Below are 26,672 nucleotides of genomic sequence, written 5' to 3' on the forward strand. Positions count from 1 at the left end.
ATGACCTGCCCCGTCGTCCGGCTCGACCCGCTGGTCGGCGACCGGCCCGGCGAGACCCGCCGGCTCACCGGGATCGCCCCGCTGGCGCGCGTCGAACTGCCCGGCGAGGTGACGGTGTGGACCGTCACCAAGCACGCCGAGGCCCGCCGGCTGCTCACCGACCCCCGGCTGGTGAAGGACATCAACCAGTGGGACCTGTGGCAGCGCGGCGTGGTCACCCGCCAGTGGCCGCTCATCGGGATGGTCGACGCCGGCCGCAGCATGTTCACCGTGGACGGCGCCGAGCACCGCCGGCTGCGGGCCAAGACCGCCCAGGCCATCACCGCGCGGCGCGTCACCGGCATGACCCCCTATATCGAGTCCGTCACCGCCCGGCTGCTGGACGAGCTGGCCCGGGCGGGCTCGGGCGGCCGGCCCGTGGACCTCAAGGCCGTCTTCGCGCTGCCGCTGCCGATGGCCGTGGTCAGCGAGCTGATGGGCGTGGACCACGCCGAACACCCCCGGCTGCACCGCCTCTACAAGGCGTTCTTCAGCATGCTGACGCCGCAGGACGAGCGGCTGGCGGTCATCGGGGAACTGGACGAGTTCTTCACGAAGATGGTCGCCGACAAGAAGGCCCACCCCGGCGACGACCTCACCAGCGCGCTGATCCTGGCCGACGAGGGCGGCGAGCCGCTGACCGACGAGGAGGTCGTCGGCAACCTCAAGGCGATGGTCGCCGCCGGGCACGAGACCACCATCAGCCTCATCACCCACGCGGTGCGCGCCCTGCTCAACAACCCCGACCAGCTCGGCCTGGTCCGCTCCGGCGCCATCCCCTGGGAGACGGTGGTCGAGGAGACGCTGCGCTGGAGCACGCCCGCCTCGCACCTGCTGATGCGGTTCGCCACCGAGGACATCCAGGTCGGCGACACGGTGATAACCAAGGGCGAGGGGCTGGTCATCTCCTACAGCGCCATCGGCTGGGACGCCGACCAGCACGGCCCGACGGCCGACCGTTTCGACATCACCCGGCCGGTGCCGATCCGGCACATCAGCTTCGGCCACGGGCCGCACATCTGCCCGGGCGCCTCGCTGTCCCGGCTGGAGGCCCGGATCGCGCTGCCCGCCCTGTTCGAGCGCTTCCCCGGCCTGACCCTGGCGGTGCCGGACTCCGAGCTGCGCAATATGCCCATCGTCACGCAGAACGACCTGGCGGAACTGCCCGTTCTGCTGGGCTGACGTTCCCCGGGCATCCACGGGGTGTCCACGTCACGAGCCGGATGTGCGGTTTCGGCGTCCGAGGGACTACGCTCCGGCTCGTGGCCGATATCCAGATTCCCGCTGACATCAAGCCCGCCGACGGCCGGTTCGGATCGGGCCCCTCCAAGGTGCGCACCGAGGCGCTCGCCGCCCTGGCCGCGACCGGCAGTTCCCTGCTCGGCACCTCCCACCGCCAGGCCCCGGTCAAGAACCTGGTGGGCAGGGTCCGGGAGGGCGTGCGCGAGCTGTTCTCGCTGCCCGACGGGTACGAGGTCATCCTCGGCAACGGCGGCTCCACCGCGTTCTGGGACGTCGCGACGCACGGGCTGATCGAGGCCAAGTCGCAGCACCTGTCCTTCGGCGAGTTCTCCTCGAAGTTCGCCAAGGCCGCCAGCAAGGCGCCGTGGCTGGACGAGCCCACGATCGTCTCCGCCAACCCGGGCAGCCACCCCGTGCCCCGCGCGGAGCGCGGCGTGGACACGTACGGCCTCACCCACAACGAGACCTCCACCGGCGTGGCCGCGCCGGTCCGCCGCGTCCCCGGCGCGGACGAGGGCTCGCTGGTACTGGTGGACGCCACCTCAGGCGCGGGCGGGCTGCCGGTGGACATCGCCGAGACCGACGTCTACTACTTCGCCCCGCAGAAGTCGTTCGCCGCCGACGGCGGCCTGTGGATCGGGGTGTTCTCCCCGGCCGCCCTGGAGCGCGCGGACCGGATCGCCGCCTCCGGGCGCCACATCCCCGAGTTCTTCTCGCTCCCCACGGCGATCGACAACTCCCGGAAGAACCAGACCTACAACACCCCGGCGCTGGCCACCCTGTTCCTGCTGGCCGACCAGCTCGACTGGATCAACGGCCAGGGCGGCCTGTCCTGGGCCGTCGAGCGCACGGCCGACTCCGCCGCGCGGCTGTACGGCTGGGCGGACAAGTCGGAGGTCGCCACCCCCTTCGTGACCGAGCCGGAGCAGCGCTCCCAGGTCGTCGGCACCATCGACTTCGCCGACGCGGTGGACGCCGCGGCGGTCGCCAAGGCGCTGCGCGCGAACGGCATCGTGGACACCGAGCCCTACCGCAAGCTCGGCCGCAACCAGCTCCGCGTCGCGATGTTCCCGGCGGTGGACCCGGCGGACGTCGAGGCCCTGACGCGCTGCGTCGACTATGTGATCGAGCGCCTCTGACGGCGCGTCCTCGACACGAACGGAACGGGCCCGGCGCGCCTGAGGCCCTGTCCGGCCGATCTTGCCGGGCCCGTTCCGTCGTCTGTCACCTGCCGAGGGCCTGGTACCGGCGCACGGCCAGCGGCAGGAAGACCGCGGTGATGACCAGGGGCCAGACGACGGCCATCAGCATCGCGTTCTCCTCGATCCAGCTCCCCCCGGTGGGCAGCGGGTTGCCGTAGAGGTCGCGGATCGCGTTGGCCGTCGCGGAGACCGGGTTCCACATGGCGATCGTGCCCAGCCAGTCCGGCATCATCGTCGGCGGCGTGAAGACGGACGAGATCATGCCGAACGGGAACGCGACGGCGAACAGGTTGCCCGCGGTCTCCTGGTTCGGCGTCAGCAGGCCGAGGTAGACGCCGATCCAGATCAGCGCGAACCGCAGCAGGAGCAGCAGCAGGAACGCGTACAGCGTCGCCGCCACCGAGCCGTCCGAACGCCAGCCGACGACCAGGGCGATGGCCGCCATCACGGCGAGGTCGAGCGCCGCGTGCAGCACGTCGGAGACGCCCCGGCCGGTGACGACGGCCGAGGGGGCCATCGGCATCGAACGGAACCGGTCGGTGACCCCGCGCTCCTTCTCCACGACCACGGCCATGGCAGTGTTCATGAAGCCGAAGGCCATCGTCATGGCGAACATGCCGGGCAGCGCGTAGTCCTCGTAGTCCATACCGTCGCCCACGTCCATCGCGCTGCCGAAGACGTAGACGAACAGCAGCACGGAGACGATGGGGAAGCCGAGCTGCCAGGCGATCATGGACGGCTGCTTGACCAGATGGGTCAACTCCCGCCGGACGATGGTCCAGCAGTCCGCGACCGCCCAGTACATCCGCCGCTCCGGGCCGTCCCGGTCGAGCGTGGGGGGTGTCGTCGTGCTCATTCCGCGCTTGCCTCGCTTCCGTTCCCCTTCTCCTTGCCCGTCAGCCGCAGGAAGACCTCGTCCAGCGTGGGCCGGCGCAGCCCGATGTCCGCGACGCTCGCGCCGGCGTCCTGCAACGTCCGGGCCACCTCGGTCAGCGCGGCCACCCCGTCGGCGACGGGCGCGTGCACGCTGAGCCGTTCCTCGTCGGTCTCCGGGCCGACCCCGCGCGTCACCCGGGCCACGGCCTTGACCGCGACCGGCAGATCGGCCGGGTCGGACAGGACGACCTCGATGCGGTCCCCGCCCACGGCCCCCTTGAGCCCGGCCGGGGTGTCCTCGGTGATCTTCCGGCCGTGGTCGATGACGACGATGCGGTCGGAGAGCTTGTCCGCCTCGTCCAGATAATGCGTGGTGAGCAGGACCGTCGTGCCGACCGCCGTGAGACCGCGCACCGCGTCCCACACCTCGCTGCGCCCCCGCGGGTCGAGCCCGGTCGTCGGCTCGTCCAGGAACAGCACCTCGGGCGCCAGGATCATGCTGGCCGCCAGGTCCAGCCGCCGCCGCATGCCGCCGCTGAACGTCTTGACCTGCTTGTCGGCCGCCTCCACCAGGCTGAACTGCGCCAGCAGTTCCTCGGCCCGCCGCGCCGCCGCGGCCTTGTCGAGGTGGAAGAGCCGGGCGAACATGCGCAGGTTCTGCCGGGCGGTGAGGATCTCGTCCACCGCCGCGTTCTGCCCCGTCATGCCTATCCGGCGCCGCACCTTGCGCGGCTCGCGCCGCACGTCGTGGCCGCCCACCTCGGCCCGGCCCCCGTCGGCGCGCAGCAGCGTGGACAGGATTCGCACCGAGGTGGTCTTCCCTGCGCCATTGGGCCCGAGCAGCCCGCACACCGTGCCGCGCCGCACGGCCAGGTCCAGGCCGTCGAGGGCGACCTTGTCCCCGTATCGCTTGCGCAGTCCCTCGGCGACGACCGAGTACTCGGAATCGCGCGCCATGCCATCCCCTCCAAACTGGGTACACCGTACCCTGAAGAGCGTACACCGTACCCAGAAAGTGTCGAGCCCTTAGGATGGCCAGCACCATGACCACGGCACACAGCGGAAGCGGCGACATCAGCCGCAGCCTTGAGCTCATGTGGCAGGGCCGGGAGCGCCCCAGCCGAGGCCCCAAGCCCGGGCTCACCCTGGAGCGCATCGTCGCCGCCGCCGTGGACCTCGCCGACCGGGAGGGTCTGGCGGCGCTGTCCATGCGCAAGGTCGCCGCCGAGCTGGGCGTGGGCACGATGTCCCTTTACCGCTACGTCCCCGGCAAGGGCGAGCTGCTTGACCTGATGCTCGACCACGTCATCGCGCCCGGCCCGGACCTGGAGGAGCACCGGGGCAAGGACTGGCGCACCACGATGCGGGTGGTCGCCGAGGGCACCTACAGCCTCTACCTGGACCACCCCTGGCTCCTCCAGGTCAACCAGTCCCGCCCGCTGCTCGGCCCCAACGCCCTGCTCGGCTTCGACTTCGCGCTCGCCGCCCTGGAGGGACTGGACCTCACCGGCCAGGAGAAGATCGGCGTCATCATGGCCGTCGACTCCTACACGACGGGGATCGCGCGGCACTATGTGCTCCTTCGGCAGGCCAACGAGGAATCAGGTCTCACCGACGAGGAGTTCTGGGCGGCCCAGGCCCCCCTCATGGAAACGGCGCTGGCCAGCGGCTGCTATCCGCACGTCTTCGCCCTCCCCGACGACACGTTCAGCGCGACCCCCGAGGAGATGGTCGAGTTCGGGCTGGCCCGCGTGCTCGACGGCATCGAGGCGTTCATCGAGGCCAAGTCCCGGCCCAACGCGTCTGGTTGACCGCCGCCACGCCCCCGGCCAGGCTGCGATTGGACAAGAAGCGCAGGTACTCCTCGCGGTTGAGCGGGTTCCCGTCGAACCGCTCGCGCCGCGGGAACGCGCCGCGCACCGGCCGGTCGCGCCCCGGCCGCGACCACAGCGCCCCCTCGCCATGGGTCAGCCCGGGCAGCGCCGCCGTCAGCCGCGGCACCGTCCGGGCCGGCAGCTCCGCGCCGATCAGCCAGACCGACCCGTTCTCCACCGACCGGGTGACGTCCGCCCCCAGCGCGGTCAGCTCGCCGACGACGCCGCTGAGCGCGTCCTCCGGCACCTCGATCTCCAGCGCCTGGCACGGCTCGTACACTCGGGTGCCGGCTGCCCGCAGCGCGCGCAGCAGCACCATCGGCGTGACCCCGCGGAAGTCGGCGGCCACGCTCGACGGGGCGTCGTAGCCCACCTCGATCAGCGTGACGGTGCAGTCGGCCACCTCCCAGCCGTACAGGCCCTGTTCGAGCGCGCGCAGCGCGGACTCCTCGATCGCCCGGTGGAACGCGCGCGGCAGCGCGCCCCATTCGACGTCCCGCTCGAAACGGATCCCGGCGCCGGTGGCGGCCGGTTCGACGCGCAGCCCGACCGTGGCCCAGAAGTCGTGGCCGCCCCGGCGATCCATCGCGATCAGCGCCTCGCCCGCCGCCAGCGGCCGTTCGACATAGACGGGAGTGATCGGCTCGAACTCCGCCTCGACGCCGAAGTCCCGCCACAGCCGTTCCCCGATGACCTCGCGCTGCACCGCGCCGTACAGCAGCACCGAGGTGCCGCCGCCCCCGGCGGGCCGGGTCCGGATGAACGGGTCCTCGTCGGCCAGGCTCGTCAGCGCCGCGTGCAGCCGGATCTCCTCCCCGGACCGCCGGGGCCGCACCACGGTCTCCAGGCTCGGCGGGGAGAAGTGCTGACGCTGCTCGGCCGCGCCGCCCAGCCGGTCGCCCACCCGGATCGCGGGCAGCCCGCGCAGCCTCGCGATGCTGCCGGCCACCAACCGGCGCTCGGCGGGCGGCCGTTGCGGCGCGGTGAGGATATCGAGCCGGGAGATCCGCCCGGTGAACGCGGCTGCCGCGCCGCTCGGCTCCCGCCGGGTGAACGTGACGCGCTGCCGCTCCCGCACCTGCCCGGAGAACAGCCGGAGATACGCGATCTTGTCGCCGCCGTCGGACCGTTCGATGGCGAAGACGGTGCCACGCGCCTCCCCGCCGGGGTCGGCGGCGGGCGGGCGCAGCCAGGCCCGGATCCCCTCGGTGAGCTGCCGCGCGCCCTCCCCGGTGAGCGCGGACCCGAAGAAGACGGGGTGCACGAGCCCGGCGGCGGTCTGCGCGGCGAGCAGTTCCCCGACCTCCGCCGCCGAGGGCGGCGCTCCGTCGACGAGCCGCGCCAGCAGGTCGTCATCGCACTCGGCGAGCACCTCGGCGACCTCCCCCCGCACCCCGGCCGCCGCCAGCGACCGCCCGACGGCCCGCGCGTGCGGGGTGCCCGCGTCGACCACGGTGCTCAACGGAACGACCCGCGGCGCGAGCCGCCGGCGGATGTCGGCGAGCAGGCTCTCGTAACGGGCCCCCATCCGGTCGATCTTGTTGACGAAGATCACCGTCGGCAGCCGCAGCCGGGCCAGGGACTTCATCAGCACCCTGGTCTGCGCCTGCACCCCCTCGACGGCCGACAGCACGAGCACCGCGCCGTCCAGCACGGACAGGGCGCGCTCGACCTCCGCGATGAAATCGGGGTGGCCGGGGGTGTCGACGAGGTTGACCTGCAGATCCCCCACGGCGAACGCGGCGACAGCCGAACGAATGGTGATCCCACGCTCGCGCTCCAGCTCCCCGGCATCCGTCCGGGTGCTGCCGGCATCCACACTCCCCAGCTCGGAGATGGCACCGTTGTCGAAGAGCAGCCGCTCGGTGAGGCTGGTCTTACCTGCGTCGATGTGGGCAAGAATGCCAAGATTCAAGGTCTGGTCGGGCACAGAGGTCCTCGGAAGTCAGGGAAGGGGAACACAGCAGCTCGACTACTCCGAGGCAACGCCGCATCTCTCTCTCCCTCGCTCCGTGAACCGACGTCAGAACGGCACGGAGGCTACCCCACCCGGCCCGCCCCGGCACGGCATTTCCCAGCCTCGCCGCGCCCGCCACCGCGCGGCCCGGACGGTCCGGGCCAGCTGCTGGCGCTGGGGCGCGCCGCCGGACTGGATTCCCCGTGGAAGGCTGGACAGATCCGCATCAGCCTCAATCTCGGGGACGGCAAGGCGTTAGCCAGCGGACGTACCCGGCACCGGAGCCGGGCGCCTAAAGGTGAACTCACGCGCCAACCACCGCAATCGGACATGCGGGCATACCCTGGCAGCAAGAGCAGCGCTACGCGCCGGGGAGCGATGATGACTGATGGTGATCTTCCTGCGGAGTTGACGCCGGGTGAGCGCATCCGCGACATGCGCGAACGCCGGGGCATGTCGCGCCCGGTACTCGCCGGGCTGGTGGGCCGATCGGCGGACTGGCTGAAGAAAATCGAGAACGGCGATCGGGAGATCCGGTCCCTGCCCATGCTGATCCGGCTCGCCGAAGTGCTTCGCGTGGGCGACCTCTCCCAGTTGACCGGCAGCGACATGCCGATGCCCGTCGACGCCTGGGGCAAGCTCTCCCATCCCGGAGTCACCAGGCTGCGCGAAGCCATGCACTTCTCTTTGCTGCGTTCGTCCGATGTCGAGCCGACGAACGTCGACGAGTTGGCGGGGCGGGTCCGGCAGGCGTGGACGACGTGGCACTCCTCCACACACCAGCGCTCCGAGGTGGCCGCCCTCCTGCCCCCCCTCCTCACCGACTGCCACTCGGTCGCGCGGTCGAGCGAAGGCGCGGACAGGCGGCGGGCCTTCGCCACGATGGCCGAGGCGTATGCCCTGGCCCAGCAGTACGCCGCACACACCACCGAGCCGGAGTTGTACTGGCTCACGGTGGACCGGGCGCGGATGGCCGCCGAGCAGTCGGACGATCCGGTCGCGCTCGCCGCCGCCGCCTGGATCGTGGGCAACGGCCTCCGCGAGAGCGGGCACACCGAGGAGGCGCTGCGACTGGTCTCGGAGGCGGTGGATTCGCTGCGCCCTCGACTCGACTCCGGGCCGCACATTCTGCGCGGCACCTATGGCGCCCTGTGCCTCCACGCCGCGATCACATCCGCCAAGGAGGGCCGCGAGGGCGACGCCTGGCGCTGGTGGGACGAGGCGGACCGAACCGCCAAGCGGATGCCCGATTACGCACATCCGTGGACGATGTTCGGCCGGGGCAACGTCTCCGTTCACGCCGTATCGATCGGCGTCGATCTGCGAACTCCCGGCGCCGCGCTCAAGCAGGCCGAGGCCACCGTCCCGGAATCCATTCCCTCGGTCGAGCGCCGCTCCCGGCTGTACCTGGATGCCGCACGCGCTCAATGGGCCCGCAAGGAACACTCCGGCGCGTTGCAGTACCTCAACGTCGCGTTCAAGCTGTCACCGGAAGCGGTGCGTTACGTCCCATCCGGGCGCGCGCTCGCCCAGGACCTCGCCCGGAAGTCGACCGGCGCCCTGCGAGCCGAGGCCGTGGCCCTGGCCGAAGCCGTCGGCGTCGCGCCGTAGGGCCATCTCAGCCCTCGTGCGGCAGGGGGACAGTGTGTCCCCCTCGCCACCCGGCGGCGCCCCTACAGTCGGTCATCGTTCCGTTACAGGACCCCCGCGACGGTTGGCGCCGTCCGGGGGCGTGGCCAACGCTGTCGGGAGCGTCAACGTGCCGAACCCTATCGTCCATTTTTGCGATCCGGCCGAGGCCGAGCAGTTGAATCCGGACCGCTGCTGCCGACTCTGCACCCGCCCGGGGGACTTCGGTCGCATCGACCCGGCGGCCCCGCACTCCGGCCTGTGCCCGGCCTGCCGGGCCGCCGCGCGGCCGACGCGGGCCGGGCTTGAGCGGGCCGTGGTCCTCGTCGCCGGCCAGACCCTGGCCGCCGCCGAGGCCCTACCGCTGTCGCGGGCGACCCCGGAGGAACTGACGTTCCACCTCTGCTCCCTCAAGCGCAGCCTCACCAGCGTCCTGCAACTCCTCGAACCGGCCGAGGCGGTGATCCCGTGACCGGCGTCCTGATATCCATCGAGATCGACGCGGCCACCGTCCGCCGCGGCGACCAACTCACGATCGGCGGCCAGATCTTCACCGTCGCGGACATGACCGCCCTCCCCCGCAACGGCAAACGCCTGCACTTCACCACCGGCGATTCCCTCACGCTCCGGCCCACCACGATCCTGTGGGCCGCACGGCGCGTGAACCCCCGCAGGCTTCGGGGCAGATGACCCGGAAGCGGACAGCCTCACGTGCGTGAGCCGGGCGAGTCGGCCCTGAGTTCCCGGCGACCCCTCATGACCCATGTGACTCCCCTCACACAACCCCGGATATCTCTCGATCAGTGAGTAATCAGTCCACTACGGTTGGGTCAACCAGGCGGTCTGGGAGGGGACTTGGGCCGTCGGCACGTTCCCGACGCCCGGGCAGCGCCGCCCGCGTCGCGTTCGCGCCATTCGAGATTCAAGGGGGAGGGGACCCTCGCATGGCTGCAAGCGATCTGTATCTCGACTATGACAACCTGCGCGCCACCCGGGACAACATCAGAAACATCGCCGAGTTGATGGAACGGCCCTGCCGCGCCCTCGCCGAGGCGGAGGGATCGGCGATGGGGGTGACCCGGCTCGTCAACCGCATGGATGACTTCAGTGACGAGTGGGAGTACGGCATAGGCCAGCTCGGCGAGTTCGCCGACGCCGCCGCCAACGCCCTCGATGAGGTCGTCCGCGCGTTCCAGGGCATCGACGAGGGACTGGAGGAGTCCCTGAACGGCAGCGGCTCGGGTGGAGCGATAGCCGTATGAGCTGGTCCATTCCCGTCGCGCCCTCGCCTGAGCAGGAAGCCGACTACCCCGCCCTGGGCTTCGTGCCCTGCCCCGGCGACCACCCCACCGCCAGCCGCGTCGCCCAGGACATGCGCCAGACCGCCACCACCCTGGGCGACATCGTCTACATGCTCAACTCCTCCGCCGGCACCAGCGAATGGCGCGGCCGGGCCGCCGACGCCTTCCGCGAGAGCTTCGACGACGACTTCCGCCCCAAGGTCGAAAAAGCCCGCGACTCCTTCTCCCGCGCCGCCGGCGCACTGGAGGACTGGGCCGACCACATGCTCGAAGCCCAACAAGACGCCCGCAACCTCGAAGCAGAAGCCCAAGAGGCCCAACGCGCCCTCGCCGCACTGCCGGAGCTCATTCCCGTCAACCCCTTCGCCCCACCCGACGAAGAACCAGACGAAGCGGCCCAAGCCGAACGCGCCCAGCTCGAACGCGACCACGAACAGGCACAGCAGCACCTCGACGACATCCGCAGCCGCGCCAGCACGCTCGCCATCGACTACACCGAATACGGCGAAACAATCGCCGACCGCCTCAACGAAGCCGGCGACATCGCCCCCAACAAACCCGGCTGGCTCTCCAGCATCGGCGACGCCATCGGCGACATGCTCGACACCCTCCAGGACATCGCCACCGACGTCCTCCACAACATCGGCAACTGGATCCGCGAACACGCCCAATCCCTGGCCAACATCGGCGACTTGCTGTCAGCCATAAGCACACTGTTCGGGACGCTGGAGTGGGTCTTCGCTATCGGGGCAATCCCACCACCGCTGACACCCCTGCTGGGTCCCGCCGCACTTGCGATGGAGGCGCTGTCACTTGCTTTCAATCTTGGGGCATTTGCCGCGCATGGAACTGCCCGCCTCGCGGGGGCAGAAGTCTCCGGGCGCACACTGACACAAGATGCCTTGGGCTCTCTCCCCTTTGTGGGCACGATCGGGAGAGGAAGCAGGTTCGCCGCCGCGATAGGGAGCAGCGCTGCGGCCGACGGGCTAGCGGATGCAGCGCAGCTGGACAGCCTGCTGGCCACCGTCGAAGACCCATCGGCCTTCGGATACCTCAAGCCGCAAGATCTGAGGCAGGCTGCGCTGTCCTTCGGTCCTCTGGGGTTGAACGGGGGCGCTCTGTGGGTCGGGTTCGAGAATGCCTGGAACGCGGAGCTCCAGGAGCCCCGCCAAGAGACCGAGGAGAGTCGATGACCGTCACAGGAGATCAGGATATCGTCGCGCGCTTCGACGGTTCGGATCGTGTCGCCGTCCATAGCCGCGACCCCTTCAGGGTTATGGCCATTGCCCATGAACTCGGCTACTCCCTGCAACACTTCAGGTTCACCACGGGCGGCACCCCGAGTCGCATGATCTTCGTGCGGGACGACAGCCCGACAGCCAGGCATCGCGCGGCGTGGACCGACTACTACATCCAATCCCTGGGCTCCTGGCGCGCAGGATGCTGGCCTCCCAATGTGCCGCCATCGGCCATCGACCCGGAAAAGGCCGCAGGATTACGTCTCGCTGTCCATCTGCATGAGAAGTACCGTCTAGTACCACCCATGCTGGTCCTGGGTGCATTGTGCGCTGGATCACCGCTACTGGCCTGGAATGCATGGGGCAGCACCGTGCCCGTGGCCATCTTCCTTGCGCTGTTCGCCCTTTCCGGGTTCGCACTGCTGTGGCTTCCCGGCTACAGCCGTAAGGTATACACCCGGTACCTGGCTGATCTGGAGCGTTTCGATCAGGAGCAACGGTTCTACCCACCCAACACGGAGCAAGGGAGGCCTGCTTGATGCTCGTCCACTTCGACGTTCCGCTGGGATTTTCCAGCATGCCCATGGGCATGAGCATGGAGCAGAGCCAGCTCTATCTCCGGGAGCGTCTTCGCGATGCGGGAGAGATGGCCGCCGAAATCGAACCGCAGGCAGCGCGGCGGATCCATGACATCTCGCATCTCCTCAACCAGGCCGGTGTCATCTACGCGGGCGGAAGCCTGGGAAGAGTCGGCGATCAGCCCTCCGTGGCCACACTGCTGATCACAGCTCAGAATTTCTCCTACGGCTCCGACACCAGAATCGCCGCCGAGGGGGCCATGCTCGCCTTCACCGCCGCCCGTGGCAAGGACTGGACCGGGCAGGTCTACGACCTCCCCTGCGGGCCCGCCGCCCTGGCCATGGGAATACGCGCACAGCCTCTTCCACCGCCGGAGGAATCGGCTGATCCCGCCTACGCTCCGGTAGCAGAGTTACATGCCTTCGTCCCGGTCCCCGACCACGCCACCGCGGCCGACCAGTACATGCTGACGGCAACGTTCACGACGCCTAGCGTCCAGCACTGGGAGGTCTACATGCCACCCATGGTCGAGTTGCTGCGTAGCATCACCTTCGAAGAGCAAGCCAAGGCGACATGCCCCTCGACAAGTTCGTGATCCAGGACAAGGCCGCGCGCAAGGTCGCCCGGGCCAACCCCCATGACCGGCCGCTCTTGACCTTTCAGGCCACAGCCGGCGCGATGCGGTGGCTGGGGGAAGTCGGGGAATGGTTCTCCCAGGTGGTCTGGCTGATCACCTTTCCCACCCAGCGCCTCTTCACCATCGCCCTTACCGAGCACTCCGTCGTCTTCATCCGCACCGGCCGCATATTCACCAGAATCAAGAACATCAAGTATGTGATCCCCCGTGCGCAGGCGGCGACGCTGGTGCATGACGTGAAGATCGACCCGCTTGGCGACACGTGGTTCGCCTTCAAGTTCCCGCGGAAGAGGCGGCTGAGGCGACTCACCGTCGACGGCGAATGGGACCAGGAGTTGCACTATTTCCTGGCGGCCCTCGGCCATAAACCGCCGATGGCTAGGCGAACGCACCGTTTCCCCCTCCTTCTTGCCGTTCCGGAGCAAGTGCCGCAGCCCCAGCACCGCCCCGCGTGAAACGCCGACGAGGAAGAGCGACAGGAGCGATGACGCAGCAAATCCAGGATCACAGCACTGTCGCGCGATTCGACGGGTCAAGCCCGGCCGAATTCACCGTGGCGGGATCCTCCCCGGCAAAGATCGCGGCCATTGCACATGAATTCGGTTACACACTCACCAAGTATGAGTTGGCTTTCCGCGGGCCGTCCGTTCTGGCATTCGAACGTGACGACCGCACGGAAGCCCGACACCGTGCGGCGTGAACGCAGTACTACTGCCAGAACACGGGCACGTGGTGGTCGGGGTGCTGGACGCCGAACGCGCCGGAGGGATGGATCACTCCAGAGAAGGCCGCCAATATCCGCCTTGGGCTGCATCTTGGCCGCAACAACGGAGCAGCATTCATCAGGCCACTAAGCGTCGTTATCAGCGGCGGCGCGCTCTATACTGCCTGGGCATTACGCGACTTTGTTCTGGCGGTGGTGCTCCTCATCCTAGTCGTCGGCCTCTCCGCACTGAGCATGCTGCGGCTGCCCAAGTACGCACAGGCGAAGCGAGCCGAGTACTTGGCGAAACTGGAACGCTTCGACCAGCAACAGATCTACCCGGCCGGCCATGAGGGGAGTCCCTGATGCACACCTACTTCGATGTCCCGGACTTCTTCACCGGCTTCCCCGTCGGCATGACGGCCGAGGAGACGTACGCCTACGCGCACACGTACATCGATTCCCTGAAGCCGGAAGGCGAGGAAGCCGAGCAACGGATTCTACGCGAGATCCGTGGCTTATCCGAAATCCTGATGCAAACGGGAGCCCTCTACGCGGGCGCCGCGGTGCAGGTGATCGGCAATGAACCCTCGCTGGCGACGCTGACCGTCACCGTCCAGGGGTTCCGGTACGGCGACGACGCCCGGATCGCTGCCGAGGGGGCCATGCACAGCCTCATTGCGGCCCGAGGCCGGGAGTGGACGGGCCAAGTCCGCGACCTGCCCTGCGGCCCCGCGGCAATCGTGACGGGCACCCGCGCCCACCGCGTTCCAGCCGACGAGACGACCCAGCTCCCCGTTGCTGAACTCCAGGCGTTCGTCCCCGTTCCGGAACACCAGACACTTCCGCAACAATGCATGCTCACGGTCACGTTCACCACCCCCAGCATCCGCCACTGGCAGGCATACATGCCGTCCGTGGTGCGCCTGCTTCGCAGCATCACGTTCACGACAACGGCGAGTGAGGAGAGGCCTCATGCCCTTTCGTAAGGAAGACATCCAGGCCGCAGCCTGGAGGATGATCGCCCAGGCGAATCCAACCGACCGGCCGCTGGTGACCTTCGTGGCAACCACCGGGCGAACCGGATGGCTTGGGGAAGTTGGCGGGTTACTGTCCGGAGTCGTGGCAACGCTCACTCTCTTCAGCCGACGGATGTACACCATCACCCTCACCGAGCAGGCCGTTGTATTTATCAAGACCGGCCAATTCACCACCGACCTCAAGTACATCAAGTGGGCGATTCCACGGGCCCAGGCGGCGGCCTCGGTCGGCGAGGTGCGCATCGATCCCTTGCGAGACAGGTGGATCGCCTTCACACTGCCCGGAAAGCGAAAGCCGAACCGCCTCACCGCCGACCGCCAATTCGACGGCGAGATGCGATACTTCGTCTCGATGCTGACGAACCCCAGCCAGATGGGCAGATGAAAGCCCGGGCCATCAGCCCCGGCCAAGGATTCCCTGGTCGTATCCGGCCGCGACGGCGGCGGCTCGGTCTTTGGCGCCCAACTTGCGGTAGATGTGCGTGAGATGGGTCTTGACGGTGGCCTCGCTGATGAAGAGCTCGGCCGCGATCTCGCGGTTGGATGTGCCTCGGGCGACCAGGGCGAGGATCTCGCGCTCGCGGGCCGAGAGGGTTTCGTCGGCGGGCGCGGCCGGGTCGCGTATGGCGCTGACCAGCCGGGAGGCGACAGCCGGGGAGAGGACGGTATGCCCCTCGGCCGCTGCCCGCACGGCCGCCAGGATCTCGTCGAGGGGCGCGTCCTTGAGGAGGTAGCCGGTCGCGCCCGCCTCGATCGCGGGAAGCGTGTCGGTGTCCGTGGAGTACGTGGTGAGGACGAGGACCCGGGAACGCGGGCCGCGGCGCGCGAGTTCGGCGATGGCCTCCACACCGCTGCCACCGGGCATGCGCAGGTCCATCAGGACGACATCCGGCTGGAGTTGGAGAGCCAGGTCGACGGCCTCGGCGCCGCCGGATGCCTCCCCGATCACGGTGAAGCCGGGGGCCGCGGCGAACATGCCGCGCAGCCCGTCCCGTACGACGGGATGGTCGTCGACGATCAGCAGGGTGATGTCACTCATGACGCACCAACGGTACGCGGACGGAGATCGCGGTTCCCTCGCCAGGTGAGGATTCCACGGCGACGGCCCCGGCCAGCCGTTCGGCGCGGGCGCGCATGCCGGCGAGTCCGAAGCCGGCGGCGTGGGTGCGGGCGGGGAGCGCGGCCGGGTCGAAGCCCTGGCCGTCGTCGCGGATGTCCAGGGTGACCTCGTCGCCCATGAAGGAGAGGGTGACGCCGGCCCGGGTCGCACCGGAGTGGCGTTCGGTGTTGGCCAGAGCCTCCTGGGCGATGCGCAGAAGGGTGGCGGCGACCTCGTCGTGGAGGGGCTCCTGGGTGCCGGTGGTGGTGAATCGGGCGGTGATGCCCGTGCGTTTGGACCAGACGGCCAGAGTCTTCTGCAACGCGTCGGGGAGCAGGTCGTGCTCCAGGGCGACCGGGCTGAGGTTGTGCACGGAGTGGCGGGCCTCGCCAAGGCTGCGCCGGGCGAGGTCGACGGCACGCCGCAGGTGAACGCGGGCCTGTGCGGAGTCGGCGGTGCCGAGAGCGGCCTGGAGCTGGGTGATGATCCCGGTCAGGCCCTGGGCGATGGTGTCGTGGATCTCGGCGGCGAGCCGGCGCCGCTCGTCGGCGACGCCCGCCTCGCGGGCCTGGAGGAGGAGTTGGGCCTGAAGGGCGGAGTTCTCGGCGAGCGCCTGCTCCAGGCGGGCGTTCGCGCGGGCGAGTTCGGTGATGGTCGCGGCGCGTTCGGCGGCCTTCTCGGTCTCCCTGGCGCTGAGCTGGAAGAAGACGAGGGCGAGACCGGCGTTGACGGTGAACAGGCCGCCGAAGGCGATCCACTGGAGGGTGGATGAAGGCGGCAGCCCGCCGGACTGGGAGCCGGCCACGGGGACGGCGACGGCGAGCAGTCCGGCCCGGGTGACGGCGGGCCGGGGTGGCAGCAGGTGGACGGCGTCGAAGTAGCCGACGCAGGCGTGAACGGCGAAGAGAGGATTGAGCCAGGTCAGCGCGTAGCCGAGCGCGGTGCGGAGGAGAAAGTAGCTGGTGGAGGCGGCGCTGGGGGCGCCGGGGACGGGAACGGACCGGGTGGCCTGGACCGTGGCGGCCGCGCCGGTCGGCAAGTGAGCGGCGGCGGGGCGGACAGCGGCCAGGAGGGCGCGCTGGTGGACGGTCCACCACAACTGGAGGGCGAGACAGGCCACGATCAGGACGCCGGCGGCGACCCGCGACGAGCCGGTCATGAACTCTTCGGCCGAGCTGCCGGCGAGGACCGTGGCGAGGGCGAGGAGAAGGTACGGGCCCCAGCGATAGAACTGCTGCCAGCGTTCCTCGACTGTCATCGTCATCTCGTTACGCGCTCTCCGTCACTCCCAGCGGAACCAGCGGACCGCCGTCGCCGTCAGCACGACTGTCCACAGCGCCATCACTCCGAGCGCGAACCAGCCGGGCCGGACGCCGCCCGCGGCTTCGTCGAGCGCCTGGGAGGCGGCACCGTACGGGGTGAACTGGATGATCTGCCGCAGCGTATCGGGCATGGCCTGGACCGGGATGTAGACACCTGCGGTGAAGATGGTCGGGAAGAAGGCGGCCGTGCCGACCGCGGTGGCGGTCTTCTGGGTACGGGACACCGCGCAGACCGCCGCGCCGAGGGCGAGGCCGCAGGCCGCGGCGAGCAGCAGGGCCAGTGTGTAACCAGGGATGTTCCCGGGCAGAGCGACGTCGAACGCCAGTCGGCCGACCGTGATCACGAGGACGGCGGAGACGAGTGCTGCCGCGGCGTGCAGGGCCAGTTGGGCGGTGAGGAGGGCGGCCGGGCGGACCGGAGTGGTGGACATCCGGCGCAGGATGCCGCACTCCCGGTATCCGGCGAGGACCGGCGGCATGGCCTGGAGCCCGGCCATGATCAGGGCGAAGAGGACTGATACGGGAACGTAGACGTCGATCACGCGGCGGCCGCCGTCGAGGTCGGCGGAGGGCTCGCGGAAGGATGGGACGAGACCGAGAATCACCAGGAGTATGGTCGGTGCGGCCATCACCCAGAACAGGGCGCCAGGTTCGCGGGTGAAGAGCCGGGCCTCGGTGCGCAGGACGGCGCGGGTGGCGGTGGCGCGGGTCATGGCTGGTCGGTTCCCGTCAGGTCGAGGTAGGCGTCGTCGAGGGTCGCGTCGGTGACGCGCAGGCCCCGTGCGGTGACGGCGCGGCGGGCCAGCAGCGAGATGAAGGCGTCGACGGTGGCGTCGGTGCCGGTCACAACGGTCCGCCCGTCCGCGGATGTCACGGTCAACGCGCCGGGAAGGGCGAGGAGTTCGGCCTGTTCCAGCGGGGTGTCGGCGGCGAAGGCGACGGTCCGGGAGGCGGCCGTCCCGTCGATGAGCCCGGCGGGGGTGTCGACGGCGGTGACCCGGCCCTTGTCGATCACCGCGATCCGGTCGCAGAGGCGCTGGGCCTCCTCCATGAAGTGCGTGACGAGCACGACGGCCACGCCGTCGGCCCGAATGTCTTCGAGGAGCTCCCAGGTATCGCGCCGGGCGCGCGGGTCGAGCCCGGTGGTGAGCTCGTCAAGGACGACGGCGCGCGGGTTGCCCACGAGGGCGAGCGCGATCAACAGCCGCTGTCGCATCCCTCCGGACAGCTTGCCGAACCGGGTTCGCAACTGCCCTTCGAGACCCAGCCGCTCGACGAGGACACGCCAGTCCGCCGGCCGCTCGTAAAAGGAGGCATACAGGTCGAGCGCCTCGCCGGCGGTCAGCTTCGGCTGGAGCTCGCTCCGCTGGAGCTGGACGCCGAGCAGCCGGGTGACTTCCTCGTGCCGGGCCACAGGATCGAGCCCCGCTACCCGTACGAGTCCCGCGTCAGGGGCACGCAGGCCCGCGACGCACTCGACGGTTGTGGTCTTGCCGGCGCCGTTGGGCCCGAGGATTCCGAAGATCTCCCCCTCGTCGACGGTGAAGGAAACACCGTCAACGGCCCTCCTGCCGCCGTAGGACTTGCGCAGGTCCTGAACTTCGATCACGGGCATGCCGCAAGGATCGCGGGGGCGGGCGGCGTGGGGTATCGGCCATCACGCTCGGCCTGCGATCAACCGATCGGTTGATGGTGGTCCGCATGACACCCCCGCTCAATGTGACTCACGTCACACATCCCTGGACATCTCTCGATTGCCGAGCAAACACTCCACTACGGTGGAATCAACAGCTCGGCTTAGGGGGGAACTTGAGCCGCGGAGAGATTTTTCTGGACGCCCGGGTATCACCAACCCGCGTCGCGTCCGCATCGACCGGACCAAGGGGGAGGGACCCTCGCATGCCTGTATCTGATTTGTATCTCGACTATGACAACCTGCGTTCTGCCCGCGATAACGTCAGGAATATCGCCGAGTTGATGGAACGGCCCTGCCGCGCCCTCGCGGAAGCCGAGGGGTCGGCGATGGGGGTCGCTCGACTGGTGAATCGTATGGATGACTTCAGCGGCGAGTGGGAGTACGGCATAGGCCAGCTCGGCGAGTTCGCCGACGCCGCCGCCAACGCCCTCGACGAGGTCGTCCGCGCGTTCCAGGGCATCGACGAGGGACTGGAGGAGTCCCTCCACGACGCCAACCTGGGTGGGGCGATAGCCGTATGAGCTGGTCCATTCCCGTCGCGCCCTCGCCTGAGCAGGAAGCCGACTACCCCGCCCTGGGCTTCGTGCCCTGCCCCGGCGACCACCCCACCGCCAGCCGCGTCGCCCAGGACATGCGCCAGACCGCCACCACCCTGGGCGACATCGTCTACATGCTCAACTCCTCGGCCGGGACGAGCGAATGGCGCGGCCGGGCCGCCGACGCCTTCCGGGAGAGCTTCGACGACGACTTCCGCCCCAAGGTCGAAAAAGCCCGCGACTCCTTCTCCCGCGCCGCCGGCGCGCTGGAGGACTGGGCCGACCACATGCTCGAAGCCCAACAAGACGCCCGCAACCTCGAAGCAGAAGCCCAAGAGGCCCAACGCGCCCTCGCCGCACTGCCGGAGCTCATTCCCGTCAACCCCTTCGCCCCACCCGACGAAGAACCAGACGAAGCGGCCCAAGCCGAACGCGCCCAGCTCGAACGCGACCACGAACAGGCACAGCAGCACCTCGACGACATCCGCAGCCGCGCCAGCACCCTGGCCATCGACTACACCGAATACGGCGAAACAATCGCCGACCGCCTCAACGAAGCCGGCGACATCGCCCCCAACAAACCCGGCTGGCTCTCCAGCATCGGCGACGCCATCGGCGACATGCTCGACACCCTCCAGGACATCGCCACCGACGTCCTCCACAACATCGGCAACTGGATCCGCGAACGCGCCGCCGACCTGGTGAAATTCGCCGACGTGCTGCTCACCTTCGCCAGTGTCTATTCAAAGATCGCCAGGGTGCTGGACGCGGTGGCCCGCATGATTCCGCTGCCGCAGGCCCGTCTCTATCTCGACGCGGTTTCCAAGGGGCTTCGGATGTCCGCGTTGACGCTGCGGATCACCGCGGGGCTGGCCTACGGCGCGGCTGAATGGGGCGGCGCCGATGTCGATTACCCCTGGGAGGATCTGGAGTTTCCCTGGGACGCCTCGTTCTGGGAAGGCAGTTACGACACCCGCCCCATGGAAATGGACGGATTTCAGTTCCAGGGCGGCGCGATCGAGCCCACCACCGGCGAGTCCCAGGACGTACAGTTCGCACCCGCACAGACCTCGCGAGCCGGCCTGGCGGGCGCCGTGAACGCCGATGACGCGCGGTACCTCGGGTTGAACGATCCGCCGCCCACCGCCATCGCCCTCCCGAACGCGCCGCTCCAGCAGAGTTTCGACAGCGCCTGGAACGCGGGTGAGGCCGCATGATGTCGGCGCGTTTCGAAGTGTCCGACGGCTTCCGGGCACTGCCGCTGGGGATGAGCGCCGACGAGGCGCTCACCTATGTACGGCAACGGATCGGCAACCCCGAGTTCGGCGCGGAGGAGGTGGACCGCAAGGTCATCGGGGTGGTCCACACCCTGTCCCGGGGACTTCGCGCCGCCGGAACCCTCTATGTGGGCGGCGCGCAGCGGATCATCAACGGCGAGCGCTCGCTGGCGACCCTGCTGGTGGCCGCGCAGAAGTTCGCCTACGGCGACGACCGCGCCGTCGCGGCCGAGGGCGCCATGCAGGCGCTCGTCGCGGCCCGTGGCAAGGGCTGGACGGGCAGCGTGTACGACCTGCCCTGCGGCCCCGGCGCGGTGGTGATGGGCGGGCACGAGCACCCCATCCCGCCACTGGAATCCGGCAAGCCCACCCTCAACCTGCCCATGGCGGAACTGATGGCGTTCGTCCCCGTACCGGACGACCCCTCGCTGTCCCATCAGTACATGCTCACGGCCACGTTCACCACCCCGAGCATCCGCCACTGGGAGGCGTACATGCCCGCCATGGTGAGGCTGCTGCGCAGCATCACGTTCACGTCGACCGCGAGTGAGGAGAGGCACCGTGGCCCTGAGTAAGGAGAGCATTCAAGCGGAGGCCTGGCGGATGATCGCCCAGGCCAATCCGACCGACCGGCCGCTGGTCACCTTCGTGGCCACCACCGGGCGCATGGCCTGGCTGACCAACCTGGGCGGCTTCTTCTCCGCGGTGCTCGACACGTTCACGCTGCTCACCCAGCGGAAATACACGATCACCCTCACCGAGCAGGCCGTGGTGTTCATCCGGACCGGCCAGGTCACCTTCAAACTGAAGAACATCACCTGGGTGATTCCGTGGTCCCAGGCGGCGGCCTCGCTCGGCGAGGTGCGGATCGACCCGATGCGGGACCGCTGGATCACGTTCAAGCTCCCCGGCAGGCGGACGGCCAACCGCCTCACCGCCGACCGCCAATTCGACGGCGAGATGCGCTACTTCGTCTCGATGCTGACGAACCCCGGCCAGATGGGCGGGTGAACGCCCCCGTTCACTCCGTTCACCCCTTCTTCTTTCCGCTCACCGACAGATACCGCACGCCGAGAATGATCAGGACGCCGACGATCAGCGTGCTCGCTGTGCCGGTGGAGATGCCCTCGTCGTCCTCCTCGTCGCGCCCGCCCGCGGCGTCGGAGTCGGAGTCGGAGTCGGACTCCTCCTCCGGAGGCGAACTCTCGCGGGCACTCTCCGGCAGCAACTCACCGGCCAGTTCCACCGGTTCGACCTCGCTGTTCTCGTCCTCGCCGCCGAACATCAGCGTCCTGCCGTCCGGCGTGAACGTCACCGATTCACCCTGCATCGGGCCGCCGGGGATCACCCTGCGGTCGATCGGCTCCGGCGTGCCGTCCGGCGTCCAGCGGTACATCTGCGCCGTGAAGTAGCCGCGCAGCATCAGGCGCGTGCCGTCCGGGGAGAACGCGCCGTCCGTCACCCACACGTCGATGTCGGCCACCCGCTGGAACGCGTTGACGCCCGCCTCCGTCAACTGCGCCGGGCCTGCGTACAGCGCGCCGCCGCCGTCCTCCTTCTTGCTCGCGATGTAGACCCGGCCCGTCTCCGGGTGGACCATCAGCGCCTCGGCGTCGCGCGGGCCGTCGTCGTACGTCGCCGTGTACACCGTGGGCGTCACCGTGGCGTCGGCCAGGGTCTCCGGCTCGGGAATGCGGTAGATCCACACCTCCGACCAGCCGCCGTCGTAGTTGTCGCCGATGTCGCCGATGTAGAGGTCGCCCTCCGGGCCCAGGGAGATGGCCTCCAGGTCGCGGCCCTCGACGCCGGCCAGCGTCACGGTCGCCAGCGTGTCGCCCGTCGTGCCGTCGATGGCGTAGATGTTGGGGGCGGTGTCCTGGTCGTTGTGCGTCCAGTACACGTCGGCGTGGCGGTGGCTGGCCTGGAGCCCGCTCGACTCGGTGATGCGCGGGTCGTTGATGTGGAACGCCGGGGGCGCGTCGGCGGCGGCGGGCGCGGCGACGGACAGCGGCGCGAGCAGCGCGCCCGCGAGTACCGCCCCGGTGAGCGTGGGCCAAGTGGGCATGCTCCCAAGCCTGCCACCCCGGGCGCCAACCGAGAGACGGCGCTCGAGATGGGGAGTTCCTGAGCCCAGGAAGCGAGCATTCCGCAGAGATAAGATCTGCATAAGAGGCATAGCGGTCAAGCACGTTGCGGCCGGGATTCAGCCATCCTTACGTTCTGCCCATGAGTGGATACGGTCAAAACTATTCCGCACCGGCTGCGGCGCCTGCGGGGGGCGCCGTAGCCGACGCGTTCCCCAAGCAGCCCATCATCGCCGGGATTGCCGGCGCCGCGCTGGCGTTCCTGGGTTCGTTCCTCGCCTGGACCACCGTCGAGGGCGCCGAGGGAGGCATGTCCGCCGGGTCGGAAACGGTCGGCGGCATGGACGGCGACGGCATGTTCACGCTGATCACCGCTCTGCTGGCCATCGGGCTGTTCGCGTTCGGCCTGGTCAAGCGGAACGCCATGGCGGCGGCGGGGGCCGCGGTGCCCGCGCTGATCGCGCTCGTCTTCGCCGTTCTCAACGTGCTCGACCCCGAGCGGCTGGCCCGCACCTACGTCGAGGACGAGGCCGGTGGTCAACTGACCGGCGAGGACCTGGACATGGTCATGGAGAGCTTCGAGTTCTCCACGGCCTTCGGCCTCTACGTCGTCCTCGTCGGCGCCCTCGTCGCCGTCGGCGCGGGCGTCTTCGCCGGGGTGAAGGGCCGCTCGGCATAACCAACCCCACATAACGCGGATGAGGCCGCGACGTCCCCGTGGACGTCGCGGCCTCTCTTGCCTGGAGCGCACTCCACGGCGTTGGCTGGCACCCATGAAGTACACACAGCTCGGACGCACGGGTCTCAAGGTCAGCCGACTGGTCCTGGGGACCATGAACTTCGGGCCGTTCACCGACGAGGCGGACGCCCACCTCATCATGGACGCGGCGCTTGACGAGGGAATCAACTTCTTCGACACCGCCAACGTCTACGGCTGGGGCGAGAACAAGGGCCGCACCGAGGAGATCATCGGCACCTGGTTCGCCCAGGGCGGCGAGCGCCGCGACAAGGTGGTGCTGGCCACCAAGGTGAACGGGAACATGGCGGGCGACGGCCCGGCCTGGCCGAATCACGACAAGCTGTCCGCGGTGAACATCCGCCGTGCCGTGGACGCCAGCCTCAAGCGGCTTCAGACGGACTACATCGACCTGTACCAGTTCCACCACGTCGATCGGGACACGCCGTGGGAGGAGATCTGGCAGGCCATCGACGTTCTGGTGCAGCAGGGCAAGATCCTCTACGCCGGCTCGTCGAATTTCGCCGGCTGGCACATCGCCCAGGCCAACGAGGCCGCCGCCCGGCGCAACTCCCTCGGGCTGGTCAGCGAGCAGTGCCTGTACAACCTGGCCGAGCGCCGGGCCGAGATGGAGGTCATCCCGGCCGCCCAGGGCTACGGCCTGGGCGTCATCCCGTGGTCGCCGCTGCACGGCGGGCTGCTCGGCGGCGCCATCCGCAAGGAGCGCGAGGGCGGCTCGGGCCGCAGCGCGGGCGGCCGCGCGGCGGAGGTGCTGGCCGACCCCGCGCAGCGGGCGCAGATCCAGGCGTACGAGGACCTGGCCGACAAGCACGGCCTGGCCCCCGGCGAGCTGGCCCTCGCCTGGCTGCTGACCCGGCCCGGGGTGACCGGGCCGATCGTCGGGCCGCGGGTGCGCGAGCAGATCGACTCGGCGGTGCGCGCGGTGGAGCTCGACCTCGGCGAGGACGTGCTGTCCGCGCTGGACGAGATCTTCCCGGGCCCGGGCCAGTCCCCGGAGGCGTTCGCCTGGTAGGCGGGAACGAGCGGACCCCGGCCGCGGCGCTATCCGAGCACCGCGGCCAGGGCCACCACCGCGAGCAGCACGACAAAGCCGGTGGTGACGATGCGCGAGCGGGTCTTGGCGTTCACGGTACTTACGGTACGCCCAGCGGCCAGGCGGCCTGCGACGTGTACCGGTGGTCGTCCTCGCTGCGCATCAGGACCAGTGCCCGCGCCGTCCAGCCGGTGCCGGCGAAGCCGGCGAGCGCGGCGGTCCAGGGGGTGAGCGGGGGCTCGCCCCGGCCCCGGGCCAGCGTGAGGTGCGGGCGGTACTCGTCGTGCGTGCCGACGCCCGGGCCCACGGCGGTGGCGAGGCTGACCAGGTCGGCCGTGGCGCCCCCGACCCCGGCCCACAGCACGCGGTCGCCGAACGTCCCGCAGCCGGTGAGCCGCAACGGGAACGGCTCGTGCGTGAGCGCCGCCTCGGCCAGCCGCGCGTACAGCCCGGGCAGTTGCCCGGGGTCCGTCTCGCCGTAGAAGGCGAGCGTGATGTGCCAGCCGTCGGGCTCGGCCCAGCGCAGCCGGTCGGCCTCGGGCAGCGCGCGCGACTCCCGCACGGCAGTTTCGAGTTCGGCCACCGCCTCGGGCGGTGGCAGTACAGCGGCGAACAGTCTCATCCGCACCTCCCCCGACACGTTCTAGCATGAGCCGCATGAAGATCAGACAGGGCGGAACGGACGACCTTCCCGTGATACTCGGGATGCTCGACGGCGCGGTGGAATGGCTGGTGGCCCGCGGCCGCACCGGGCAGTGGGGCACGGAGCCCTGGTCGGCCCGGCCGAAGGCCGTGGAGCGGGTCGGGGAGATCGTGGCGTCCGGCACCCCGTGGCTGGCCGAGATCGACGGCGTACCGGCGGGCACGATGACGCTGACCCCGGACCCGACGCCCTATGTGGCCCCGGCCGACGAGCCCGAGGTGTACGTCCACCTGCTGGTCACCGACCGCCGCTTCGCGGGCCTCGGCGTGGGCGCGGCGCTGCTGGCGCACGCCGTGGCCGAGACCCGCCGACAGGGCATCGAGCTGCTGCGCGTCGACTGCTACGCGGGGGACGACGGCCGGCTCGTGGAGTACTACAAGAGCCAGGGCTTCACCTCCACCGAGCGCGTCCTGGTCGGCGACTGGCCGGGGCAGGTGCTGGCCCAGCGCGTGCCGCCTGTCACGCCGTAGCGGTCAGCTCCTCCGGGTCGCGTGGCACCAGTGCCACGCCGCGCCGGCCGGCTCGCAGGCTGATGCGCAGCCGCAGGCCGCCTATCCGGGCGAGCACCAGCGCGACGCCGACGGCCGCGGTGGCGCACACGAGGCCGCCGGCCAGCAGTCCGATCCGGGCGCCGTACGTGTCGGAGAGCCAGCCCATCAACGGCCCGCCGAACGGGGTGCCGCCCACGAAGACCATCATCATCAGGCTGATCACCCGGCCGCGCATGGCCGGGTCGCTGTGGAGCTGTATCCCGGCGTTCGCGGTGACCTGGAACGTCATGGCCACCACGCCGACCACCGGCATCAGCAGGGCGAAGATCAGGAACGTGGGCGCCGCCGCGGCGATCATCAGCAGCACGCCGAACAGCACGGCCGCGGCCACCGTGAACCGCATCCGCCTGCTGCCGCGCCGCGCGGCCAGCAGCGCGCCGGCCACCGAGCCGATCGCCATCAGCGAGTTCAGCAGGCCGTAGGTGCCCGCGTCGGCGTGGAAGACCTGGTCGGTGAAGGCCACCAGCCAGATCGGGAAGTTGTAGCCGAAGGTGCCGACGAACCCGAGCAGCACGATGGGCCACAGCAGGTCCGGGCGGCTGCCGACGTACCGCAGCCCCTCGCGCAACTGCCCCTTGCCGCGCGGCGCCCGTTCGACCGGGGACAGCTCGGAGGTGCGCATCAGCAGCAGGCCGGTGATCGGGGCCATGAACGACAGCCCGTTGGCGAGGAAGGCCCAGCCGACGCCGACGGAGGTGATCACGACGCCCGCGACGGCGGGGCCGATCAGCCGCGCGGACTGGAAGTTGGCGGAGTTGAGGGAGACGGCGTTGCGCAGCAGGCCCGGGCCGACCATCTCGGAGACGAACGCCTGGCGGGCCGGATTATCCACGACGGTCGCCAGGCCGACGACGAGGGCCAGCGCGTAGACGTGGTACGCGTGAACGCTGCCGCTGAACGTCAACGCGGCGAGCGTCAGTCCGCTGAGGCCCAGCACCACCTGGGTGCCGATCATCAGCTTGCGCTTGTCGAAGCGGTCGGCGAGGACGCCGCCGTAGAGGCCGAAGAGGAGCATCGGCAGGAACTGGAGCGCCAGCGTGATGCCGACGGCCGCGGCGGAGCCGGTCAGTTCGTGCACGAGCCAGTCCTGGGCGATGCGCTGCATCCAGGTCCCGATGTTGGACACCGACGAGCCCAGGAAGTGGATCCGGTAGTTGCGGACGCGGAAGGAACTGAAGGTGGATGTCTTGTCGGTCGTGGTCAGGGATGCGGGTGCGGAGTCTGCTCCGGGTCCCGGACTCAAGGGAAACACTCCTTCGTGCGGTCTGTGCTGTCTCTCGCGGTGGGCGCGGCGGGC

The 26,672-nt window shown here is 69.7% G+C and carries 32 protein-coding genes; 22 read left to right on the top strand and 10 right to left on the bottom strand.

The features are described from left to right. Together RM590_RS11375 and serC are read left to right on the top strand one after the other, a co-directional pair. Positions 1–1,221 carry a cytochrome P450 family protein gene (locus tag RM590_RS11375; protein WP_311704344.1) on the top strand — a complete coding sequence of 407 codons (1,221 nt, stop codon included), beginning with the start codon at positions 1–3 and terminating at the stop codon, positions 1,219–1,221. 80 nt (positions 1,222–1,301) lie between these two features. Next, the gene (gene serC, locus RM590_RS11380; RefSeq protein ID WP_311704345.1) at positions 1,302–2,420 is read left to right on the top strand and encodes a phosphoserine transaminase; all 1,119 of its coding nucleotides are present in this window, start codon (positions 1,302–1,304) and stop codon (positions 2,418–2,420) included. 85 nt (positions 2,421–2,505) lie between these two features. Here serC and RM590_RS11385 read toward each other — a convergent pair whose 3' ends face one another. Both RM590_RS11385 and RM590_RS11390 read right to left on the bottom strand, forming a co-directional pair. Next, on the bottom strand, positions 2,506–3,339 hold the full coding sequence (locus RM590_RS11385) for an ABC transporter permease (protein WP_311704346.1): 834 nt from the start codon (positions 3,337–3,339) through the stop codon (positions 2,506–2,508). Then, positions 3,336–4,316, bottom strand: a complete 981-nt coding sequence (locus RM590_RS11390; RefSeq protein ID WP_311704347.1) for an ATP-binding cassette domain-containing protein — start codon at positions 4,314–4,316, stop codon at positions 3,336–3,338. The genes RM590_RS11385 and RM590_RS11390 overlap by 4 nt, the downstream gene beginning before the upstream one ends. A gap of 86 nt (positions 4,317–4,402) precedes the next feature. On the opposite strand from RM590_RS11390, the gene RM590_RS11395 reads away from it, so the two are divergent. Continuing rightward, positions 4,403–5,170 carry a TetR/AcrR family transcriptional regulator gene (locus tag RM590_RS11395; protein WP_311704348.1) on the top strand — a complete coding sequence of 256 codons (768 nt, stop codon included), beginning with the start codon at positions 4,403–4,405 and terminating at the stop codon, positions 5,168–5,170. On the opposite strand, the gene RM590_RS11400 is transcribed toward RM590_RS11395, so the two are convergent. Further along, the gene (locus RM590_RS11400; RefSeq protein ID WP_311704349.1) at positions 5,133–7,163 is read right to left on the bottom strand and encodes a TetM/TetW/TetO/TetS family tetracycline resistance ribosomal protection protein; all 2,031 of its coding nucleotides are present in this window, start codon (positions 7,161–7,163) and stop codon (positions 5,133–5,135) included. The genes RM590_RS11395 and RM590_RS11400 overlap by 38 nt on opposite strands. A gap of 408 nt (positions 7,164–7,571) precedes the next feature. Between RM590_RS11400 and RM590_RS11405 the strand changes: the two genes are divergently transcribed. From RM590_RS11405 to RM590_RS11460, 12 genes are all read left to right on the top strand, one after another. Continuing rightward, a complete protein-coding gene (locus RM590_RS11405; RefSeq protein WP_311704350.1) occupies positions 7,572–8,801 on the top strand; it encodes a helix-turn-helix domain-containing protein in 1,230 nt (409 codons plus the stop codon). 148 nt (positions 8,802–8,949) lie between these two features. Further along, positions 8,950–9,291, top strand: coding sequence for a hypothetical protein (locus RM590_RS11410; protein ID WP_311704351.1), 342 nt, complete (start codon positions 8,950–8,952; stop codon positions 9,289–9,291). Beyond that, a complete protein-coding gene (locus RM590_RS11415) occupies positions 9,288–9,509 on the top strand; it encodes a hypothetical protein (protein WP_311704352.1) in 222 nt (73 codons plus the stop codon). Before RM590_RS11410 ends, RM590_RS11415 begins: the two co-directional genes overlap by 4 nt. A 254-nt stretch (positions 9,510–9,763) precedes the next feature. Continuing rightward, a complete protein-coding gene (locus tag RM590_RS11420; protein WP_311704353.1) occupies positions 9,764–10,081 on the top strand; it encodes a hypothetical protein in 318 nt (105 codons plus the stop codon). Continuing rightward, entirely contained in the window at positions 10,078–11,313 is a 1,236-nt protein-coding gene (locus RM590_RS11425) for a WXG100 family type VII secretion target (protein WP_311704354.1), read from the top strand. Before RM590_RS11420 ends, RM590_RS11425 begins: the two co-directional genes overlap by 4 nt. Continuing rightward, positions 11,310–11,897, top strand: coding sequence for a hypothetical protein (locus tag RM590_RS11430; protein ID WP_311704355.1), 588 nt, complete (start codon positions 11,310–11,312; stop codon positions 11,895–11,897). Before RM590_RS11425 ends, RM590_RS11430 begins: the two co-directional genes overlap by 4 nt. Further along, positions 11,897–12,532: a hypothetical protein gene (locus tag RM590_RS11435; protein WP_311704356.1), complete on the top strand. Its 636-nt coding sequence runs from the start codon at positions 11,897–11,899 to the stop codon at positions 12,530–12,532. Before RM590_RS11430 ends, RM590_RS11435 begins: the two co-directional genes overlap by 1 nt. Further along, a complete protein-coding gene (locus RM590_RS11440; protein WP_311704357.1) occupies positions 12,511–13,029 on the top strand; it encodes a hypothetical protein in 519 nt (172 codons plus the stop codon). The genes RM590_RS11435 and RM590_RS11440 overlap by 22 nt, the downstream gene beginning before the upstream one ends. 29 nt (positions 13,030–13,058) lie before the next feature. Beyond that, positions 13,059–13,274, top strand: a complete 216-nt coding sequence (locus tag RM590_RS11445; protein WP_311704358.1) for a hypothetical protein — start codon at positions 13,059–13,061, stop codon at positions 13,272–13,274. Between the two features lie 219 nt (positions 13,275–13,493). Then, positions 13,494–13,643: a hypothetical protein gene (locus RM590_RS11450; protein ID WP_311704359.1), complete on the top strand. Its 150-nt coding sequence runs from the start codon at positions 13,494–13,496 to the stop codon at positions 13,641–13,643. After that, positions 13,643–14,266 carry a hypothetical protein gene (locus tag RM590_RS11455; RefSeq protein WP_311704360.1) on the top strand — a complete coding sequence of 208 codons (624 nt, stop codon included), beginning with the start codon at positions 13,643–13,645 and terminating at the stop codon, positions 14,264–14,266. The genes RM590_RS11450 and RM590_RS11455 overlap by 1 nt, the downstream gene beginning before the upstream one ends. Beyond that, the gene (locus RM590_RS11460) at positions 14,253–14,702 is read left to right on the top strand and encodes a hypothetical protein (RefSeq protein WP_311704361.1); all 450 of its coding nucleotides are present in this window, start codon (positions 14,253–14,255) and stop codon (positions 14,700–14,702) included. The genes RM590_RS11455 and RM590_RS11460 overlap by 14 nt, the downstream gene beginning before the upstream one ends. 12 nt (positions 14,703–14,714) lie before the next feature. On the opposite strand, the gene RM590_RS11465 is transcribed toward RM590_RS11460, so the two are convergent. The 4 genes from RM590_RS11465 to RM590_RS11480 are packed head-to-tail and all read right to left on the bottom strand — an operon-like array spanning position 14,715 to position 18,353. Beyond that, on the bottom strand, positions 14,715–15,356 hold the full coding sequence (locus RM590_RS11465; RefSeq protein WP_311704362.1) for a response regulator transcription factor: 642 nt from the start codon (positions 15,354–15,356) through the stop codon (positions 14,715–14,717). Next, positions 15,349–16,680, bottom strand: a complete 1,332-nt coding sequence (locus RM590_RS11470; RefSeq protein WP_394813849.1) for a sensor histidine kinase — start codon at positions 16,678–16,680, stop codon at positions 15,349–15,351. The genes RM590_RS11465 and RM590_RS11470 overlap by 8 nt, the downstream gene beginning before the upstream one ends. Positions 16,681–16,698: 18 nt before the next feature. Further along, positions 16,699–17,451: an ABC transporter permease gene (locus RM590_RS11475; RefSeq protein WP_311704364.1), complete on the bottom strand. Its 753-nt coding sequence runs from the start codon at positions 17,449–17,451 to the stop codon at positions 16,699–16,701. Continuing rightward, the gene (locus RM590_RS11480; protein ID WP_311704365.1) at positions 17,448–18,353 is read right to left on the bottom strand and encodes an ABC transporter ATP-binding protein; all 906 of its coding nucleotides are present in this window, start codon (positions 18,351–18,353) and stop codon (positions 17,448–17,450) included. The genes RM590_RS11475 and RM590_RS11480 overlap by 4 nt, the downstream gene beginning before the upstream one ends. Before the next feature lie 434 nt (positions 18,354–18,787). On the opposite strand from RM590_RS11480, the gene RM590_RS11485 reads away from it, so the two are divergent. The 4 genes from RM590_RS11485 (at position 18,788) to RM590_RS11500 (ending at position 21,258) form a co-directional block, all read left to right on the top strand. Continuing rightward, a complete protein-coding gene (locus RM590_RS11485) occupies positions 18,788–18,955 on the top strand; it encodes a hypothetical protein (RefSeq protein WP_311704366.1) in 168 nt (55 codons plus the stop codon). A gap of 110 nt (positions 18,956–19,065) precedes the next feature. Continuing rightward, positions 19,066–20,187, top strand: coding sequence for a WXG100 family type VII secretion target (locus tag RM590_RS11490; RefSeq protein ID WP_311704367.1), 1,122 nt, complete (start codon positions 19,066–19,068; stop codon positions 20,185–20,187). Continuing rightward, positions 20,184–20,822 carry a hypothetical protein gene (locus tag RM590_RS11495; RefSeq protein WP_311704368.1) on the top strand — a complete coding sequence of 213 codons (639 nt, stop codon included), beginning with the start codon at positions 20,184–20,186 and terminating at the stop codon, positions 20,820–20,822. The genes RM590_RS11490 and RM590_RS11495 overlap by 4 nt, the downstream gene beginning before the upstream one ends. Next, positions 20,809–21,258, top strand: a complete 450-nt coding sequence (locus RM590_RS11500) for a hypothetical protein (protein WP_311704369.1) — start codon at positions 20,809–20,811, stop codon at positions 21,256–21,258. Before RM590_RS11495 ends, RM590_RS11500 begins: the two co-directional genes overlap by 14 nt. 19 nt (positions 21,259–21,277) lie before the next feature. Here RM590_RS11500 and RM590_RS11505 read toward each other — a convergent pair whose 3' ends face one another. Further along, on the bottom strand, positions 21,278–22,312 hold the full coding sequence (locus tag RM590_RS11505; protein WP_311704370.1) for a hypothetical protein: 1,035 nt from the start codon (positions 22,310–22,312) through the stop codon (positions 21,278–21,280). A 161-nt stretch (positions 22,313–22,473) separates the two neighbouring features. On the opposite strand from RM590_RS11505, the gene RM590_RS11510 reads away from it, so the two are divergent. Both RM590_RS11510 and RM590_RS11515 read left to right on the top strand, forming a co-directional pair. Then, the gene (locus tag RM590_RS11510) at positions 22,474–23,010 is read left to right on the top strand and encodes a hypothetical protein (RefSeq protein WP_311704371.1); all 537 of its coding nucleotides are present in this window, start codon (positions 22,474–22,476) and stop codon (positions 23,008–23,010) included. Between the two features lie 94 nt (positions 23,011–23,104). Then, entirely contained in the window at positions 23,105–24,100 is a 996-nt protein-coding gene (locus RM590_RS11515; RefSeq protein ID WP_311704372.1) for an aldo/keto reductase, read from the top strand. A 121-nt stretch (positions 24,101–24,221) separates the two neighbouring features. Here RM590_RS11515 and thpR read toward each other — a convergent pair whose 3' ends face one another. Next, on the bottom strand, positions 24,222–24,743 hold the full coding sequence (gene thpR, locus RM590_RS11520; RefSeq protein WP_311704373.1) for an RNA 2',3'-cyclic phosphodiesterase: 522 nt from the start codon (positions 24,741–24,743) through the stop codon (positions 24,222–24,224). A 35-nt stretch (positions 24,744–24,778) separates the two neighbouring features. On the opposite strand from thpR, the gene RM590_RS11525 reads away from it, so the two are divergent. Then, a complete protein-coding gene (locus RM590_RS11525; RefSeq protein WP_311704374.1) occupies positions 24,779–25,294 on the top strand; it encodes a GNAT family N-acetyltransferase in 516 nt (171 codons plus the stop codon). On the opposite strand, the gene RM590_RS11530 is transcribed toward RM590_RS11525, so the two are convergent. Further along, positions 25,284–26,618 (bottom strand): MFS transporter, encoded by a 1,335-nt coding sequence (locus RM590_RS11530; protein ID WP_311704375.1) that lies wholly within the window; start codon positions 26,616–26,618, stop codon positions 25,284–25,286. The genes RM590_RS11525 and RM590_RS11530 overlap by 11 nt on opposite strands. Positions 26,619–26,672: the final 54 nt, after the last annotated feature.

Origin of the sequence: Streptomyces litchfieldiae (assembly GCF_031845365.1) — a bacterium.
Classification (GTDB): Bacteria; Actinomycetota; Actinomycetes; order Streptomycetales; family Streptomycetaceae; genus Streptomyces; species Streptomyces litchfieldiae.

Bases quoted from the DNA above. Each gene is read 5' to 3' on its own strand.
- RM590_RS11420 (WP_311704353.1), top strand. From the start codon at position 9,764: ATGGCTGCAAGCGATCTGTATCTCGACTATGACAACCTGCGCGCCACC.
- RM590_RS11505 (WP_311704370.1), bottom strand. From the start codon at position 22,312: ATGCCCACTTGGCCCACGCTCACCGGGGCGGTACTCGCGGGCGCGCTG.
- RM590_RS11525 (WP_311704374.1), top strand. From the start codon at position 24,779: ATGAAGATCAGACAGGGCGGAACGGACGACCTTCCCGTGATACTCGGG.
- RM590_RS11405 (WP_311704350.1), top strand. From the start codon at position 7,572: ATGACTGATGGTGATCTTCCTGCGGAGTTGACGCCGGGTGAGCGCATC.
- RM590_RS11480 (WP_311704365.1), bottom strand. From the start codon at position 18,353: ATGCCCGTGATCGAAGTTCAGGACCTGCGCAAGTCCTACGGCGGCAGG.
- RM590_RS11465 (WP_311704362.1), bottom strand. From the start codon at position 15,356: ATGAGTGACATCACCCTGCTGATCGTCGACGACCATCCCGTCGTACGG.
- RM590_RS11485 (WP_311704366.1), top strand. From the start codon at position 18,788: ATGGATGACTTCAGCGGCGAGTGGGAGTACGGCATAGGCCAGCTCGGC.
- RM590_RS11425 (WP_311704354.1), top strand. From the start codon at position 10,078: ATGAGCTGGTCCATTCCCGTCGCGCCCTCGCCTGAGCAGGAAGCCGAC.
- RM590_RS11455 (WP_311704360.1), top strand. From the start codon at position 13,643: ATGCACACCTACTTCGATGTCCCGGACTTCTTCACCGGCTTCCCCGTC.
- RM590_RS11385 (WP_311704346.1), bottom strand. From the start codon at position 3,339: ATGAGCACGACGACACCCCCCACGCTCGACCGGGACGGCCCGGAGCGG.
- RM590_RS11435 (WP_311704356.1), top strand. From the start codon at position 11,897: ATGCTCGTCCACTTCGACGTTCCGCTGGGATTTTCCAGCATGCCCATG.
- RM590_RS11430 (WP_311704355.1), top strand. From the start codon at position 11,310: ATGACCGTCACAGGAGATCAGGATATCGTCGCGCGCTTCGACGGTTCG.
- RM590_RS11375 (WP_311704344.1), top strand. From the start codon at position 1: ATGACCTGCCCCGTCGTCCGGCTCGACCCGCTGGTCGGCGACCGGCCC.
- RM590_RS11490 (WP_311704367.1), top strand. From the start codon at position 19,066: ATGCGCCAGACCGCCACCACCCTGGGCGACATCGTCTACATGCTCAAC.
- RM590_RS11515 (WP_311704372.1), top strand. From the start codon at position 23,105: ATGAAGTACACACAGCTCGGACGCACGGGTCTCAAGGTCAGCCGACTG.
- RM590_RS11470 (WP_394813849.1), bottom strand. From the start codon at position 16,680: ATGACGATGACAGTCGAGGAACGCTGGCAGCAGTTCTATCGCTGGGGC.
- RM590_RS11395 (WP_311704348.1), top strand. From the start codon at position 4,403: ATGACCACGGCACACAGCGGAAGCGGCGACATCAGCCGCAGCCTTGAG.
- RM590_RS11460 (WP_311704361.1), top strand. From the start codon at position 14,253: ATGCCCTTTCGTAAGGAAGACATCCAGGCCGCAGCCTGGAGGATGATC.
- thpR (WP_311704373.1), bottom strand. From the start codon at position 24,743: ATGAGACTGTTCGCCGCTGTACTGCCACCGCCCGAGGCGGTGGCCGAA.
- RM590_RS11390 (WP_311704347.1), bottom strand. From the start codon at position 4,316: ATGGCGCGCGATTCCGAGTACTCGGTCGTCGCCGAGGGACTGCGCAAG.
- RM590_RS11475 (WP_311704364.1), bottom strand. From the start codon at position 17,451: ATGACCCGCGCCACCGCCACCCGCGCCGTCCTGCGCACCGAGGCCCGG.
- RM590_RS11495 (WP_311704368.1), top strand. From the start codon at position 20,184: ATGATGTCGGCGCGTTTCGAAGTGTCCGACGGCTTCCGGGCACTGCCG.
- RM590_RS11510 (WP_311704371.1), top strand. From the start codon at position 22,474: ATGAGTGGATACGGTCAAAACTATTCCGCACCGGCTGCGGCGCCTGCG.
- RM590_RS11445 (WP_311704358.1), top strand. From the start codon at position 13,059: ATGACGCAGCAAATCCAGGATCACAGCACTGTCGCGCGATTCGACGGG.
- RM590_RS11440 (WP_311704357.1), top strand. From the start codon at position 12,511: ATGCCCCTCGACAAGTTCGTGATCCAGGACAAGGCCGCGCGCAAGGTC.